At 76.5% G+C, this 14,895-nt stretch carries 14 protein-coding genes and 1 tRNA gene; 9 read left to right on the top strand and 6 right to left on the bottom strand.

Annotated elements, in window-relative coordinates; genetic code table 11:
* Window positions 1-139: 139 nt before the first annotated feature.
* Together V1L54_RS00700 and V1L54_RS00695 are read right to left on the bottom strand one after the other, a co-directional pair.
* Window positions 140-1,606 carry a sensor histidine kinase gene (locus tag V1L54_RS00700; protein WP_330115811.1) on the bottom strand — a complete coding sequence of 489 codons (1,467 nt, stop codon included), beginning with the start codon at window positions 1,604-1,606 and terminating at the stop codon, window positions 140-142.
* Between the two features lie 55 nt (window positions 1,607-1,661).
* Entirely contained in the window at window positions 1,662-2,402 is a 741-nt protein-coding gene (locus V1L54_RS00695; RefSeq protein ID WP_330115810.1) for a response regulator transcription factor, read from the bottom strand.
* 128 nt (window positions 2,403-2,530) lie between these two features.
* Between V1L54_RS00695 and V1L54_RS00690 the strand changes: the two genes are divergently transcribed.
* Window positions 2,531-3,100, top strand: a complete 570-nt coding sequence (locus V1L54_RS00690; RefSeq protein ID WP_330115809.1) for a hypothetical protein — start codon at window positions 2,531-2,533, stop codon at window positions 3,098-3,100.
* A gap of 70 nt (window positions 3,101-3,170) precedes the next feature.
* On the opposite strand, the gene V1L54_RS00685 is transcribed toward V1L54_RS00690, so the two are convergent.
* Both V1L54_RS00685 and V1L54_RS00680 read right to left on the bottom strand, forming a co-directional pair.
* Window positions 3,171-4,052: a spermidine synthase gene (locus V1L54_RS00685; protein ID WP_330115808.1), complete on the bottom strand. Its 882-nt coding sequence runs from the start codon at window positions 4,050-4,052 to the stop codon at window positions 3,171-3,173.
* A 55-nt stretch (window positions 4,053-4,107) separates the two neighbouring features.
* Window positions 4,108-4,545, bottom strand: coding sequence for a hypothetical protein (locus V1L54_RS00680; protein WP_330115807.1), 438 nt, complete (start codon window positions 4,543-4,545; stop codon window positions 4,108-4,110).
* A 171-nt stretch (window positions 4,546-4,716) separates the two neighbouring features.
* Between V1L54_RS00680 and V1L54_RS00675 the strand changes: the two genes are divergently transcribed.
* A complete protein-coding gene (locus V1L54_RS00675; RefSeq protein ID WP_330115806.1) occupies window positions 4,717-6,195 on the top strand; it encodes an NsdA family TPR-like regulatory protein in 1,479 nt (492 codons plus the stop codon).
* A gap of 43 nt (window positions 6,196-6,238) precedes the next feature.
* On the opposite strand, the gene V1L54_RS00670 is transcribed toward V1L54_RS00675, so the two are convergent.
* A complete protein-coding gene (locus V1L54_RS00670; RefSeq protein WP_330115805.1) occupies window positions 6,239-6,835 on the bottom strand; it encodes a histidine phosphatase family protein in 597 nt (198 codons plus the stop codon).
* Between the two features lie 201 nt (window positions 6,836-7,036).
* Between V1L54_RS00670 and V1L54_RS00665 the strand changes: the two genes are divergently transcribed.
* The 7 genes from V1L54_RS00665 to V1L54_RS00635 all read left to right on the top strand — a co-directional run bounded on the left by V1L54_RS00665 (window position 7,037) and on the right by V1L54_RS00635 (window position 13,555).
* Window positions 7,037-8,035, top strand: coding sequence for a phosphatase PAP2 family protein (locus V1L54_RS00665; RefSeq protein WP_330115804.1), 999 nt, complete (start codon window positions 7,037-7,039; stop codon window positions 8,033-8,035).
* Window positions 7,980-9,182: a hypothetical protein gene (locus tag V1L54_RS00660; protein WP_443076412.1), complete on the top strand. Its 1,203-nt coding sequence runs from the start codon at window positions 7,980-7,982 to the stop codon at window positions 9,180-9,182. Before V1L54_RS00665 ends, V1L54_RS00660 begins: the two co-directional genes overlap by 56 nt.
* On the top strand, window positions 9,182-10,717 hold the full coding sequence (locus V1L54_RS00655) for a hypothetical protein (RefSeq protein WP_330115803.1): 1,536 nt from the start codon (window positions 9,182-9,184) through the stop codon (window positions 10,715-10,717). The genes V1L54_RS00660 and V1L54_RS00655 overlap by 1 nt, the downstream gene beginning before the upstream one ends.
* A complete protein-coding gene (locus V1L54_RS00650; protein WP_330115802.1) occupies window positions 10,714-12,084 on the top strand; it encodes an AAA domain-containing protein in 1,371 nt (456 codons plus the stop codon). Before V1L54_RS00655 ends, V1L54_RS00650 begins: the two co-directional genes overlap by 4 nt.
* A 252-nt stretch (window positions 12,085-12,336) precedes the next feature.
* Window positions 12,337-12,699, top strand: coding sequence for a DUF8844 domain-containing protein (locus V1L54_RS00645; RefSeq protein WP_330115801.1), 363 nt, complete (start codon window positions 12,337-12,339; stop codon window positions 12,697-12,699).
* Between the two features lie 195 nt (window positions 12,700-12,894).
* Window positions 12,895-13,491 (top strand): hypothetical protein, encoded by a 597-nt coding sequence (locus tag V1L54_RS00640; RefSeq protein ID WP_330115800.1) that lies wholly within the window; start codon window positions 12,895-12,897, stop codon window positions 13,489-13,491.
* Window positions 13,482-13,555 (top strand) — tRNA-Lys (locus V1L54_RS00635). The genes V1L54_RS00640 and V1L54_RS00635 overlap by 10 nt, the downstream gene beginning before the upstream one ends.
* Before the next feature lie 74 nt (window positions 13,556-13,629).
* Here the strand turns inward: V1L54_RS00635 and V1L54_RS00630 are convergent.
* Window positions 13,630-14,862 carry a M6 family metalloprotease domain-containing protein gene (locus V1L54_RS00630; RefSeq protein WP_330115799.1) on the bottom strand — a complete coding sequence of 411 codons (1,233 nt, stop codon included), beginning with the start codon at window positions 14,860-14,862 and terminating at the stop codon, window positions 13,630-13,632.
* Window positions 14,863-14,895: the final 33 nt, after the last annotated feature.

Raw genomic sequence — 14,895 nt, 5'->3', positions numbered from 1 at the left:
CTCCTGCCTCGATCCGTGGGGAACGTGGACAGGGAGCACGCTAGCGAGCCCGGTTCCGGCGAAAACCCCATTGCGGACAGCCGTCCCGGAACTTATGGCTCCCTTAAGGCTGGGCTACGGAACGGCTGAGGAACCGCCACTATCGGCGTGCGCGCCGTCGCACCCGGTGGCCGCGGCGGCCGGCCGTGCGGCCGGCGGACCCGCCGGCCGCCCCGCCGTCCAGGGCCAGCCAGAGGCGGACCTCCGTGCCGCCGAGCACCGAGCGGCCGATCCGCAGGTCGCCGCCGGTGGCCTCCGCCACCCGCCGCACGATGTCCAGGCCCAGACCGGTGGAGCCGGGCCCGCCGTCGCCGTGGCCGCGGCGCAGTGCCGCGTCGGGGTCGTCGATGCCCGGCCCGGCGTCGGAGACCAGCACGATCACCGAGTCGCCGGCGGCCTCCCCGTGGTGCACGTCCACCGCGAAGGCGGTGCCCTCGGGGGTGTGCCGGAAGACGTTGCCGAGCAGCGCGTCGAGGGCCGCGACGAGGTCGGCGCGGGCGACGGGGACGTGGACGGGCCGGTCGACGCCGGCCAGCCGCACCTCGCGGCCCTCGTCCTCGGCCAGCGCGGACCAGAAGCCCATCCGCTCCCGGATCACCTCCGAGGCGTCGCAGACGGCGCCGCCGCCCGGCCCGCCCGGCGGCTGGGTGCGGTGCTCCCGGGCGGTGCGGATGATGTGGTCCACCTCGCGCTCCAGCTTGTCGACGGCCTCCCGGGTCTGCTCGGCGGCGTCGCCGTCACCGAGCGAGGCGGTGTTGAGCCGCAGCACGGTCAGCGGGGTGCGCAGCCGGTGGGAGAGGTCGGCGGCCAGTTCGCGCTCGTTGGCCAGCAGCTGGGCGACCTGGTCGGCCATGGAGTTGAACGCGGCCGCGGCCAGCCGCAGTTCGGCGGGTCCCTCCACCGGCACCCGCACCGCCAGCCGGCCCGCGCCCAGTTCCCGGGCGGCCCGGGCCAGCCGCTCGGCGGCGCCCACCATACGGGTGCCGAGCCGGTCGGCGATGACCACGGAGGCGACGATGAGCGCCGCCCCGGTCCCGGCGAGGACCAGCCAGGCGGTGGCGACGCCGTTGGTGACCTCCTGCTCGGGCACGAACACCTCGACGACGGCGGTGCCGGCGGTGGTGACGACCGGCTGGAGCAGCACGTGGCCGCCCTCGGCCGCCAGGACGGTGGCCCCCTCCAGGGGGGCGGCGGTCCGCAGTTCCTCCTCGGACACCCGCCGGGTGCCGACCTCGGCCACGTCCCCGGCCGCGTCGTCCGTCCGGTCCCCGGACTCCCCGCCGGCCCCGTCGCCGGGCTCCTCCCCCGCGCCGCCGTCCCGGCCGGGGGCCGCGTACACCGCGATCCGCCCGTCGAGCCCGGTCGGTGTGGTGGCCAGCGCGCGCTCGAGCTCGTCGCGGTCGCCGGTGATGGCCAGCGCCGGCATGACGGTGGCGGCCAGCCGCTCGGCGTTGGAGAAGGCCCGGTCCCGGGCCATCTCCTTGACCACCAGCGCGAGCGGCACGGCGAAGGCCACCACCACCATCGCGGTCACGGCGATGCACACCTTGACCAGCGCCCACCTCATCCGCCCAGCCCCCTCACGGCCTCACTCCCCCGGCGCGGCGCCCGCGGCGCGGCGCTCACGGCTCCGGGGCCCACCGGCGCGACGGCTCGGCCGCCGCGTCCCGCGGGGGCTCCAGTTTGACGCCCACGCCGCGCAGCGTGTGCAGATAGCGGGGACGGGCCGCCGTCTCCCCCAGCTTCCGCCGCAGCCAGGACAGATGGACGTCGATGGTCTGGTCGTCGCCGTAGCTCTGCTGCCAGACCTCGGAGAGCAGTTCGCGGCGCGGTACGACGACGCCCGGACGCCCGGCGAGGAAGGCCAGCAGGTCGAACTCACGGCGGGTCAGGTCCAGGGTCCGCCCGTCGAGCCGGGCCTGACGGCGCAGCGGGTCGACGGTCAGCCCGCCGACCCGGATCTCCCCGTCCCCGGGCCCGGCCGCGGCGGCGCGCGCGCCGCCGCGGGCGCGGCGGAGCACGGCGGCCATGCGGGCGGACAGGTGCTCCACGGAGAACGGTTTCACCAGGTAGTCGTCGGCGCCGTCGTTGAGCAGCCGGACGATCTCCGTCTCGTCGTCCCGCGCCGTGGCGACTATCACCGGCACCTGGGTTATCCCGCGCAGCATCTTCAGCGCCTCGGCCCCGTCCAGGTCGGGCAGACCGAGATCGAGGATCACCACGTCGAACCCGACCTGCGCCACCTCCCGCAGCGCCTCCAGGGCGGTCCCGACACTGCGTACGGTATGGGAGGCGTCCGTGAGGTGCCGGATCAGGGCGGAGCGTACGAACTGGTCGTCCTCGACGACGAGCACACGTGCCATGGGCGGCACGTTACGGCATGCGGCCGACCCGCGGGACAGCCGGGAAAGCACTCGGGGAACGCTCGGAGAACACTGCCGCGGGCAACAAAAAGACGAGCGGGCGGAAGGAAGCGGCTAGGGTGCGCGGGATGCGACGAGGACTGGTTCACGCGGGGGCGTGGGCGCTCGCCACCGGGGCGGCCGTGACGCTGTCCTGGTACGGGGTGCACACCGTGGTGTCGGGCACCTCGTACGACCGGCCGCACCCGCTGCGGGTGGCCGGGGCGCCGGAGGTCGAGCCGAGCACCGACTCCACCCGGCGGCCCAGGCCGTCCGCGTCCGGCGGGCCCGCCCGGTCCCCGGAACCCTCCCGGCGCCCCGTGTCCGCCTCCACCCCGGACCCGTCCTCCTCGCCCTCCCCGTCCTCCGGCGAGGAAGCCGGGGAGCGCGGGGACGCCGGGAAGCGCGCCGAGCGGCCCGCCACCCCGTCCGCCGAGGTCGAGAGCCACCGCGTCCGCGGCGGCCGGGTCGCCTTCGACCTGGGCCCGGACTCGGCGACGCTGGTGTCCGCCACGCCCAACGCGGGCTGGGAGATAGGAGTCTGGCAAGGGGACCGGTGGATACGGGTGACCTTCACCCGGGGTGACGAGGCGTCATCCGTCTTCTGCGTCTGGAACGGCACCCCGCCCCAGGTCACGGTCGACGAGCACGGGGGCTGAGGCGGCCTCCCCGGCCGCCGCCGTGTCCGCCGAGGTGGACGTGGCTCCGGAAGCGGGGCCCGGCCGGGGCTCAGCGGCGCCGGAAGACCGAGGCCGGCGGGGCGGGCGAGGGCAGGGCGGTGGCGTCCGTGACGGGGGCGGCGCCGCCGGTGAGGTCGGCGAGCGCCCGGCCGTGCTCGACCCGGCCGGGATGCGGGTCTCCGGCGGCGCGCCGGGTGAGTTCGGCGACCGGCAGCTCCCGGTCGCCCGCGGCCAGGACCGCGTTGCCGAACCGCCGCCCGCGCAGCACGGCGGGGTCGGCCACCAGGCACAGTTCGGGGAAGACGGCGGCGGCGGTGGCCACCTGGGCGCGGAGGTGGGCCAGCGGCGGGCCGTCGGCGATGTTGGCGGCGTAGCACCCGCCGGGACGCAGCGCCCGGCGGGCCTCGGCGAGGAACTCCGTGCTGGTCAGGTGGGCGGGGGTGCGGGCACCGCCGAAGACGTCCGCGATCACCAGGTCCGCCCAGCCCTCGGGGATCCGGGCCAGCCCGGCGCGGGCGTCCGCGGTGCGCACCCGTATCCGCCAGTTGCTCTCCAGCGGCAGCTCCCGGCGCACGAGGGCCGTCAGCGCGGCGTCGACCTCGACGACCTGCTGGGTGGAGCGCGGCCGGGTGACGGCCGTGTAGCGGGCGAGGGTGAGCGCGCCGCCGCCCAGGTGCACCACCCGCAGCGGCCGGCCGGGCGGGGCGGCCAGGTCGATGAGGTGGCCGAGCCTGCGCTGGTATCCGAAGTCCAGGTGGGCGGGGTCGTCGAGGTCCACATGGGACTGCGGGGCGTCGTCGAGCAGCAGGGTCCAGGCACGCGGCCGGTCCGGATCCGGCAGCAGCCGCGCCAGTCCGCCGCCGACCTCCTCGCTCACCGGTTCCGCGGCCCGCCTGCCGCCGCTCCCGTGCCGCCGTCCGTTCCTCGCCACGTCACCATTATCGGCGGCCGGGCGCACGGGCCGCGGGGCGGGCCCGGGAGCGGAGTCAGGAACCCGGCCGGTCACCGCCCTCGGCGGCGGCGATCGTACGGGCCGCCTCGCACAGCGCGGCACGCAGCCGCGCCGGCTCGGTGGTCCCGGCGTACGCGCTCTCCGGCGGCACCAGCCAGTCGGCACCCGCGACCGGCGGGTCGGCGGGCCGGCCCTCCCGGTGACGGGTGCGGACGCAGCCGCTGCCCGGCAGGTCCCAGCCGTCCGCGGTGCCGGGCGGCACCAGGAAGCCGAGGGTGTCGTCGGTGCGGTCGTGCAGCACCGGGCCGACGCTGCGGCGCAGCCGTAGGATGTCGACGGTCTCCAGACCCTGCCGCGCGGGCACGGTCACCAGGTCGCAGGGCGCTGCCGCCGGACCGGCGGCACCGTCCGGGGCGGGACGGCGCCGCGCGGCCGACGGACGGTTTCCGGTCTCGTAACCGGTGTCCAGCAAGGGGACCCCTCCTCCGCGGTCGTTGCACAAGGCTCAACGAGTGGCTGTGTCAACCGCTACGGCGCAATGCCGCCGCAAAGGATGGCAGTTCATGGCGGATCGCGGGTGGGATATCCCGTTTGTCAGGAAAAAACGATGTATCGGACAGCGGCGAGCCGATACCGTCCGGCCATGGCGTCGTCACCGTCACCCCCAGCGCCGAGAGGTCCGGAACGCCGGCCCAACCTCGCCTTCCGGGGACTGCGCGGCCGGCTCTCGCCGGGTGAGTTCGCGGCGGCCGTCCGCCGGGCGGCCCGGGAGATCGGCGAGAACGTCTCCTGTGACGCCCGGTACATCGGGCGGGTGGAGGCCGGTGAGATCCGGTGCCCCAACTATGCCTACGAGCGGGTGTTCCTGCACATGTTCCCGGGGCACTCGCTCACGGATCTGGGCTTCGAGCCCCGCCGGGTGGTCCGCGGGCGTACCGCGCGCGGACAGGGGGCGTACGGCGGCGAGGGCACCTCCCCCAGGGCGCGTACCCGCCCCTTCTTCCTCCGCGCGGAACCGCCTGCCCCGGGTGGCGGGCCCGCCGGCGGCTCCGTCGACAGCCCTGCCGACAGCCCCACCGACAGCCCTATCGACGAGGAGAGCGACGTGCTGCGTCGCGCGTTCATGACCGGCGGGCCCGCCGCCGTGGCGGCGGTGTCCCTCATCCCGTCCGCCCTGCTCCAGCCCGGCACCGCCCCGGCGGACCGGCCCGTCACCCGGCGGGCCGGGGCCGCCGAGGCGGCCGCCGTCGAGGCGACCGTGCGCCGCATCCGGCTGCTCGACGACCGGCACGGCGCCGACAGCCTCTACCGGTGGGCCGGAGAGGCGCTGCGGTCCGCCTACGACCTGCTGGACGCCGGCGCGCACCGGCAGCCCGTCGCCGACCGGCTGCACGCCGGAGCCGGGGAACTGGCCATCTCGGTGGGCTGGCTGGCCCACGACTCGGGCCGCTGCGCCGAGGCCCGCCCGTACTACGCCGAGGCCCTGGCCACCGCCCGGATCGCCGGGAGTCCCGCGCTGGAGGCACACGCCTTCTGCAACACCTCCTTCCTGGCACGGGACGCCGGACGGCCCCGGGAGGCGGTACGGGCCGCGCAGGCCGGCCGGCAGGCCGCCGCGCACCTGGGCTCGGCACGGCTGCTGTCACTGCTGGCGATGCGCGAGGCGGGCGGCTGGGCCCACCTCGCGGACCGCGCGGCCTGCGAGGAGTCCCTGGGCCGGGCGCGCACGCTGTTCGAGCGCGGCCCCCACGACGCCGACCCCGAGTGGATGACCTTCTACGGCGAGGCCGAACTGGAGGGCCTGGAGGCGCAGTGCCGGGCGGCACTGGGCGACCGGCGGCGCGCGGCGCGGCACGCCCGGCGCGCGGTGGAGCTGCTGGACCCCCACTTCGTGCGGAACATCGCGCTGTTCACGGCCGAGCTGGCGGACGACCTCGCCGCCCAGGGCGAGGCCGAGGAGGCCGCCGAGACCGCGGGCCGGACGCTGGAACTGCTCGGACAGGTGCGCTCCACCCGTATCCGCACGATGCTGGACGGCGCCGCCCGGCGGCTGTGGCCCCAGCGCCGCACACCGGCCGTGGCGGACTTCCTGGACCGGTACGCCGCGGCCCGCCCCGTCTGACCGCCGGCCCGGCGACCGGCCCGGGACCGCGGTCCCGGCACCGTCAGTCCAGATGGCCCTGGTCGTTCCAGCGCTCGAGCACGGGCTCCCCGTACGCCCACCCCAGCACCGCCAGGGCACCCGCCGACAGCCGCAGCCGCGCCGCGAAGGACGGCTCCAGCCCCAGCCAGCGCGCGCCCACCACCCGGAGCAGATGGCCGTGCGCGAACAGCAGCACGTCCCGGTCCGCCGACCGCACCCGGGCGACCACCTCGTCGGCGCGGGCGGTGACCTGCGCCAGGCTCTCGCCGCCCACCGTGCCGTCCCGCCAGACGGTCCACTCCGCTCCCGCCCGTTCCCGGATCTCGGCGGCGGTCAGCCCCTCGTACGCGCCGTAGTCCCACTCCAGCAGTGCGTCCCAGTCACGGGCCCGGTCGCCGAAGCCCGCCAGTTCGCAGGTCAGCCGGGCCCGGCCGAGCGGACTGGTGAACACCTCGGCGTCCGCCGGCCCGGGCCAGGGGGCACGGCGCAGCCGCTCGCCGAGGAGCCGCGCCGCCCGGCGCCCCTCCCCGAGCAGCGGGACGTCGGTGCGGCCGGTGTGCCGTCCCGCCCGCGACCACTCCGTCTGCCCGTGCCGGACCAGCAGTACGCGCGCTGCCATGCGTATCCCTCACACCTCTCCCGACGGATTCCCCACGGATTCCCGACGAACCGGAACCCCGTGTCCCGGGCATCGTCGCCCACCGCCCCCGGTGCCGTCACGCAACCCGGCTCCGTTCCCCCGCGTCTCTCTGCTCGCACCCGCACCGTACGGTTGTCCGACGGTGGAGTGGCCGACCGCGAGAGTTTGGAGAAAGTTCGGATGTCCCGGAACCGGCCTCTGTGGTGGACCGAACTGCCCCTGCTCGCCGCGGTGTACGCCGCCTACTCCGCCGGCCGGCTGCTCGCGCGCGGCGACGTGTCGACGGCCGTCGGGAACGGGCTGGCCATCCTGCGTTTCGAGGAGTGGCTGTGGCTGGACGTCGAGCGGCCCCTCAACCGGCTGTTCACCGACAACGCCTGGCTCGGCATACCCGCCGACTTCTTCTACGCCACCCTGCACTACCTGGTGACCCCGGCCCTGCTGGTGTGGATCTTCCGCCGCCGCTCCGCGCACTACCGGAGGATGCGGACCTGGCTGCTGGTCTCCACCCTCGTCGGCCTGGTCGGCTTCACGCTCCTGCCCACCTGCCCGCCGCGGCTGCTGGCCGCCGGGTACGGCTTCGTCGACACCATGGCGCAGTACGGCCACTACGGCTGGTGGGGCGGCGAGGCCAGCGCCCCGCGCGGCCTGGGCGGGCTGACCAACCAGTACGCCGCGATGCCGAGCCTGCACGTGGGCTGGTCGCTGTGGTGCGGGGTGGTGCTGTGGCAGCTGGCCGGACGGCGCGGGTGGGTGCGCGCGGCGGCCGTCGCGTACCCGCTGCTGACCACGGTGGTGGTGATGGGCACCGCCAACCACTACCTGCTGGACGCGGTGGCGGGCGCGGCGGTGATGGGTCTCGGCCTGCTGCTGACCCGTCCGGCGACGCGGTTCGCGGAGCGGCTGGCCGGGCGGCTGCGCCGGTACGCGCCGGCGGGGCCGGCGGGTGGTGCGGTGGCCGCGCCGGAGGGCCCGGCGAGCGCGCCGGTCCCCGCGGGCGCCGCCGGGGCGCGGTCCGTGTCCCGGCCGTCCGGCGGACCGTCCCGCCGCACCGCCGGCGCGGTACCCGTCTTCGGCGACCTCAACTCCCCGGCTGTCACAACCGGATGCCACACTTCCCCGGGTGAGCGACATCCCCGACAGCCAACCGACGACAGCCCTGCGCCGGCGGCTCGCTGAGCTGCGCGGCGCCGATGTGGCGCCCCGGCCGCTCGACGCGCGGGCGCTCGCCGCGCTGGCCGCCAATCCCGGCTGCCGCCGCCGCGCGCTGCTGGACGGCGCGGGGGTGGACAAGGGCGCGCTGGCGAAGGCGCTGGGCGCCCCCGCCCCCTTCGGCCAGTCGCAGTTCGCGTTCACCCGCGGCCACGCCTTCGAGGCGCGGGTGAAGGGCGACGGCGGGGCCGAGCTGATGCGGCTGGTCCACGCGCGCACCGGCGCGCCGGGCACGCCCCCGCCCGAAGCGGGCGAGGTGGCCGTCCCCGAGCTGTCGGCGCCCGGCCCGGCCGGGCGCGCCGAGCGCACCCGGCTCGCCCTGGAGCGGGCCGCGGCCGACGGCGGCTGGACGCTGCTGGACCATCCGATGGTGGAGCTGCCGGTGGCCGGGTCCTCCGTCTATCTGGAGCCCGACGCGGTGGCGGTCCACCCGGACGGGCGGCTGACGGTGGTGGAGATCAAGTCCTTCCCGATCCTGGACGGCTCCGCCGACCCCGCCAAGGTCGGCGCGGCGGCCCGGCAGGCGGCGGTCTACGTGCTGGCCCTGGCGGCGCTCTGTGCCGACCGGGCCGACCGGGTGGCGGAACAGGCGCTGCTGGTCTGCCCGAAGGACTTCTCCAACCTCCCCACCGCGGAGGCCGTCGACCTGCGCAGGCAGCTGGCCACCACCCGCCGGCAGCTCGCCCGGCTGACCCGGCTGGAGGAGATCGCCGCCATGCTGCCGGACGGGGCCTGCCTCGACCCCGCCCGGCCGCCCGCCGAGCTGGCCGAGACGGTCCACAGGCTGCCGGCCGCCTACGCGCCGCAGTGCCTGTCCACCTGCGAGCTGGCCTTCCACTGCCGGGCGCGGGCCCGGGCGGCGGGCGCCGTGGAGGTCCTGGGCCGCGAGGTGCGCGGGGAGCTGGGCGGGCTGACGACGGTGGCGGCGGTCCTGGCCGCGGCCCGCGGCGGGGACGGCGGCCCGGGCGACGGCCCGGGAGCGGACGCCGGAGGCGGGGGCGGTACGGACGCCGGCGCCGATCCGGCCGCCGCCGCCCTGCGCCGTGCGGCCCGGCTGCGGGCCGAGGTCCTGGCGGCCGTCCCGGCCGCGGGCCGGCCGGCGGGGAGGCCCTGATGTCGCTGCTCGCCACACTGGCCCGGGTGGAGGCCGCCGCCACCGGGCGCGCCCGCCCCCTGACGACGGTGTGCCACCGGCGGCTGGCCGAGCGGCCGATGGTGCTGGTGCCGCTGACCACCGCCGGTGAGGCCGGTGCGCCGCTGGGCGCGCTGGTGGGCACCGACCGGGACGCCCCGCGGCTGCTGGTCGTGCCGCAGCCGCGCGACCGGACCCTGCGGTTCGCCTTCCTCGCCGAGCTGGCCGACGCCGTACTGCCCCATCTGGAGTCCGCGCAGGACGAGGTGGAGCTCACCGAGCGCACCGAGGTCGATCCGGAGACGGGTAAGCGGGTGAAGGTCGAGGCCGAACTGTGCGCGGACGCCCCGCAGCTGATCGTGCCGAACACCGCGGGGATCGCCTACGTACGACTGCTGGGCCGCTCCATGCGCTTCCGCCGCACCGCCGAGGAGGACCCGGAGGCCGCCCATCCCGCCCCCGCCCGGCTGCCGCTGCTGGGCCGGTGGCTGACGCACTACGGGGAGCGGGCCCGGGTGCCCGGCTCCGCGCTGCTGCTCGCCATGACCGAGCTGCTGGGCCGCCACTGGGCCACCGGCCAGAGCCGGCTGGAGGACCAGCACCTGGGCGCGCTGCTGGCCTGGATCACCGCCGGGGACGGCGAGTCGGGCGCCGAGGCCGCGCTCCGCGCCGAGCTGGCGCGCGACGGCGACGGGCTGCTGCTCACCCCGCCCGCGGGCCCGGCCACCGACCCGGCCTTCGACAATCGGCGGCTGGCCCCGGCCATCGCCCGCCACGACGCGGGCGCGGCCGGCGCCGAGGAGGAGATCCGCGAGCTGGTCGCCTCCCAGCTGCGGCCGACCTGGGAGGCGGTGTGGCGGGGCCTGGACCTGCTGCGCGCCCTGCCGCCGGGCGCCCGGGTCTCGGACCGCTGGAAGCGCGACCGCTGGTCCTACACCGCGCACCGCGACCGGCTGCGGGCCGGCGAGCCGCCCCAGCCCAGACGGGACGACGCGGTGACGGCGGCGCGCAAGCTCGCCGCCCGGGAGACGGCACTGGCCGAACTGACCGCCCAGGAGGCGCTGGACGACCCGCTGGTGATGGCGGAGCGGCGGCTGGCCGGGGAGGCGTTCACGGGTGAGGTGACCGGGGTGGAGATGGCGTACTCGGAGGGGAGGCGTCCGATGCCGCGTCCGCTGGTCACGGTCCGCACCGGCGATCTGCCGCAGCTGGAGGAGGGCGGCCGGGTGTACCGGGCGCTGCCGAACGGGAAGTCGCAGTCCGGCGAGTACGTCGACTCCCCCGCCCCGGGGCTGCTGACCGTACGGCTGACGGGCGGCATGGGCCGGGGGAAGGTCCCGGAGGCCGGGTCGGTGCCCGGGGAGGGCGAGACGGTGTGCTGGACGCTGTTCGAGCACGCCCCGCGCGGCGGGCCGGAGCTGCCGGATCCGGAGGAGACACCGTGGACGCACGGCGGTCCGCCCGATCCGGACGCCCTGGACGCCCCCGATCCCGTGACCGCGGAGGATCTGCTGTGACCGGTACCACCGTGACCGACGCCTCGGCCGGCACCGCCGCCGGGCCCGCGCCCGGCCCCGCCGCGGCGGCGAGGGCGGCCACCGAGGCCATCCTGCGCGACACCCTCTCCGGCGCCCACCGGGGCGTGGTGGTGGACTCCCCGCCCGGCGCCGGGAAGACCACGCTGGTGGTGGACGCGGCCCGGCGGCTGGCCGCGACGGGACGGCCGCTGATGATCGTCGCCCAGACCAACGCGCAGGTGGACGACCTGGTGGACCGGCTGGCCACCGCCGACCCCGAGCTGCCGGTGGGGCGGCTGCACAGCAGCGAGGCGCAGCCGTACGACCCCGTCCTGGACCGGCACCCCTCGGTGGTGAAGTCGGCGAAGGCCGCGGAGCTGGCCGGGCTGGACGTGGTGGTCTCCACGGCCGCGAAGTGGGCGCATGTGAAGGGCGCCGGGCCGTGGGAGCAGGCCATCGTGGACGAGGCGTACCAGATGCGGTCCGACGCGCTGCTGGCCGTCGCCGGGCTGTTCGAGCGGGCGCTGTTCGTCGGGGATCCGGGCCAGCTCGACCCGTTCAGCCAGGTGGTCGCCGAGCAGTGGGCGGGGCTGGCGTACGACCCGTCGGCGAGCGCGGTGACGACGCTGCTGGCGCACAATCCGGAGCTGCCCGTGCACCGGCTGCCGGTGTCCTGGCGGCTGCCCGCCTCCGCCGCGCCGCTGGTGTCGCGGGCGTTCTACCCGTACACCCCCTTCCGCAGCGGCACCGGGCCGGGCGAGCGGCGGCTGGAGTTCACGGCGGCCCCGGACGGCTCGGCCGTGGACCGGGTGCTGGACGAGGCGGCCGCCGCCGGCTGGGGCCTGCTGGAACTGCCCGCCCGCCACACCCCGCGCACCGACCCGGAGGCGGTCGCGGCGGTGGCGGAGGTGGTGCGGCGGCTGCTGGAGCGCGGTGGGCGGGCCGTCAGCGAGCGCTCGCCCGACCCGGTCCCGGTGACCGCCGACCGGGTCGCGGTGGGCACCGCGCACCGCGACCAGGCGGCGGCCGTCCGCGCGGCGCTGGCCGGCCGGGGGGTGAGCGGGGTGACGGTGGACACCGCCAACCGGCTCCAGGGCCGGGAGTTCGACGTGACGGTGGTGCTCCATCCGCTGTCGGGCCGCCCGGACGCCACGGCCTTCCATCTGGAGACGGGCCGGCTGTGCGTCCTGGCCTCGCGCCACCGGCACGCCTGTGTGGTGGTCTGCCGGGCGGGCGTCGCCGAGCTGCTGGACGAGTACCCCTCGGCGGAACCGGTCCAGCTCGGGGTCGGGGTGAAGTTCCCGGACGGCTGGGAGGCCAACCACGCGGTGCTGGCACGGCTGGCGGAGCACACGGTCCCCTGGTGACCGCGTGCGGCGCACGGTGCCGGGGACGGGGTGCGGAACGGCGCCGCGCCCCTGGCGCGGCACCCGGTTCCCGGTGACCATGGGGACGGCCTCCCGGACGCTCCGGGGCCCGCTCGGCCGGGCACCGGGCGGGTACCCGGAGGAGACAGACACCCGCGGGGCGGCGCACGAGGACGTACGGAGGCGTACGGAGACGTACGGGGGGCGTACGAGGGACAATGAACGCTGCCCACGACCGACGGAGGTACCTCCATGCCAGAGCCGAAACCGGCTCCGGATCCGCGCGGCGGCGCGCCGCGCCGTCGGCGGCCCGCTCCGCTGCTCTTCGAGCCGCCGGAGGCCGTGTCCGACCCCGAGCACTTCTTCGACCTGGAGTCCATAGAGGATCCGCGCGAGCTGCTGGGCCGTGCCACCGAGCTGGCGCTGGCCTTCCGGGCGGCGGCGGACCGGGCCACGGAGTTCCAGGCCGTCGCGGCGGCGCAGCTCGCCGACCCCAGCCGTTTCGACCGCCTGCCGGCCGAGGTGATCGCGGAGCGGGCGGAGTGGACGGCCGACTACGCCCGCAAGATGATCGAGTTCGGCCGTGAGCTGATGGCGGACCGCACCCCGGAGTGACGGCCGTACCGATGGCGGTGCCGGGAACGACCGCGCGACACCGGACGGCACCGGGTCGCACCGGGTCGCGCCGAGCGAAGGCGCCACGGCCCCCGGCATATGCGGATGGCGGAAGATACCGGACACCGCAGTGCGCTGTCCCGGGTTCGGCGAAGTTCCAGGGCCGGTACACAGGCTGCGGTAGATGTAGACGGCATGAGCGATCCAGCCGCGTATGTCACCCCCGCCGGAGCCGACTGGCTCGCGTCCTCCAGCGTCTTCCCGCGCAGCGTCCACGCGCTGTGGGCGCTGCGTCCCGGGCTGCCCGGCGTCCTGCCCTGCGGCACCGCCTTCGACGTGGTCAGCGCGGGCCCGCTGTTCGGGCGCCGGATACTGGACCGGCTGTGGACCGCCGGTCCGGGCACCGGCCCGGTGGCCCTCCACGGGGGCCGGATGCTCCTGTTCGCCGTCCCCGGCACGGCCCAGCGGCTTCCCGCCCTGCTGAGCTGGCGGGAGTGGGGGCACACTGCCGGCCGGGACGGGGAAACGATCCCTCCGCTGCTGTGCTACGGCCTCGGCGACGCCGTGACCGTGCCCCCTCCGGTGCCCGGCGGGAACTGCCCGCCCACCACCCGCTGGCTGGTCGCCCCGGATGTCCGGCACCCCTGGCTGCCGGGGGCGGAGGCCCTGCTGTGGGCCTGCGTACGGGCGGTGCGCACGGGCCGCGCGGGCGGCGGGGCGGGGCACGACCAACCGATTTCCGCTCCCTCGGAGCAAGGTGCTAGGGTCTACCACGTCAACAGGCGCCGCTAGCTCAGTTGGTTAGAGCAGCTGACTCTTAATCAGCGGGTCCGGGGTTCGAGTCCCTGGCGGCGTACAGGCGGTCGAAGGCCCTCGCGGGAGCGGGGGCCTTCCGGCTGTCCGGCCCCGTCCGCACCCCGTCCCGGCGGCTCACAGCGCGCTCACCGGTGTGCCCGGTGCTCCGACCGCGCCCCGCACCGTGACCTCCACCTGCCAGCCGGCCGCCGTACGCGCCACGACCGACACCCGCACCGTGCCCGCGTCCGTCGGCACCTCGATGTCCTCACCCGGCCCCAGCGGCGCGTCGGCCAGCGGCGGGTAGACCGAGATCCGCGGGCAGGCGGCGCTGTCCGGGTGCGCGTCCACCACCCGGACGGGACCCTCGGCCGAGGCGACGTCGCCGCGCACCCGGTACAGCAGCACTCCTTCGGTGCAGACGGTGGTGTCGTTGCCACCGCGCTCCCGGGCCTCGATCGCCAGTACCTCGCCGTGCCCGGTGCGGACCGCGACCAGCCGGGTGCCGGAGGTCCCCGGCAGCGCCCCGTCCCGGCGGGGCTCGCCGACCGCGTGCAGGGTGTGCCGGGTGGTGCCGGGCTCGGCACGGCAGTCGACGTCGCCGCCGTCCAGCCAGCCCAGCTTCCACTTGTGCCAGCCGAAGGGGTCCGGGGCCAGGCCGAACTGGCTGCCCATCAGGTCCCAGTCGCCGACGTGGGTGTCCCAGTCCCCGTCGTCGTCCTCGGGCTGGTGGTAGAGGTCTGGCAGGTCGAACAGGTGCAGGGTCTCGTGGGCCAGGACGTTGCGGTCCGGCGGGCTCTCCTCGAAGACCGTCACCACCCGGTGCAGCTCGGCGCCGTCCACCGTGATCGGCCGGTCGAGGTTGACGACCTTGGTGGCGTCGGAGTTCACCCCGGGCGCCTCGGGGTCGGCGACGAGGTAGACGATGTCGTACTCGCCGAAGTCCACGTACGGGTCCACCGCGGCGACGGCGTCGGTCAGGTAGGCGGTGCGCAGGTCCGGCGCCCAGTCGCGCTGTATCCCGTACGCCCGCGAGTCCGCCGCCATCTCGAACCAGCGGTCCACCGGGTGCGGGCGCAGCGCGAAGGCCCCGTAGGAGGCGCGCTCGAAGAAGGCGGAGGTGTCGGGGAAGTAGTCGGCCACCAGCCGGTCGGGGCCGGTGACGGGCGGGGCCTCGGGGAAGGACAGGAAGACCATCAGCGCGTCGAGCGTCCCCTCGGGCCGGGGGTAGTCGGGGTGCCAGGTGTCCAGTCCCTCGGAGTGGTGGACGGCGGTGCGTTCCAGGGCACAGGAGTCGGCACCGGTCGCGACGGCGACCGGCCCGGTCACCAGGCTCGTACCGATCAGGGCGGAGAGCGCGGTGAACACCGCACCGGTCCGCCGGGACCGCGGGCCGAAAAC

The sequence above is a fragment of the Streptomyces rubellus genome (genome assembly GCF_036323805.1).
GTDB lineage: Bacteria > Actinomycetota > Actinomycetes > Streptomycetales > Streptomycetaceae > Streptomyces.
The sequence above is the reverse complement of the archived record's forward strand: the minus strand, read 5'-3'. Positions and strand labels throughout refer to the sequence as shown.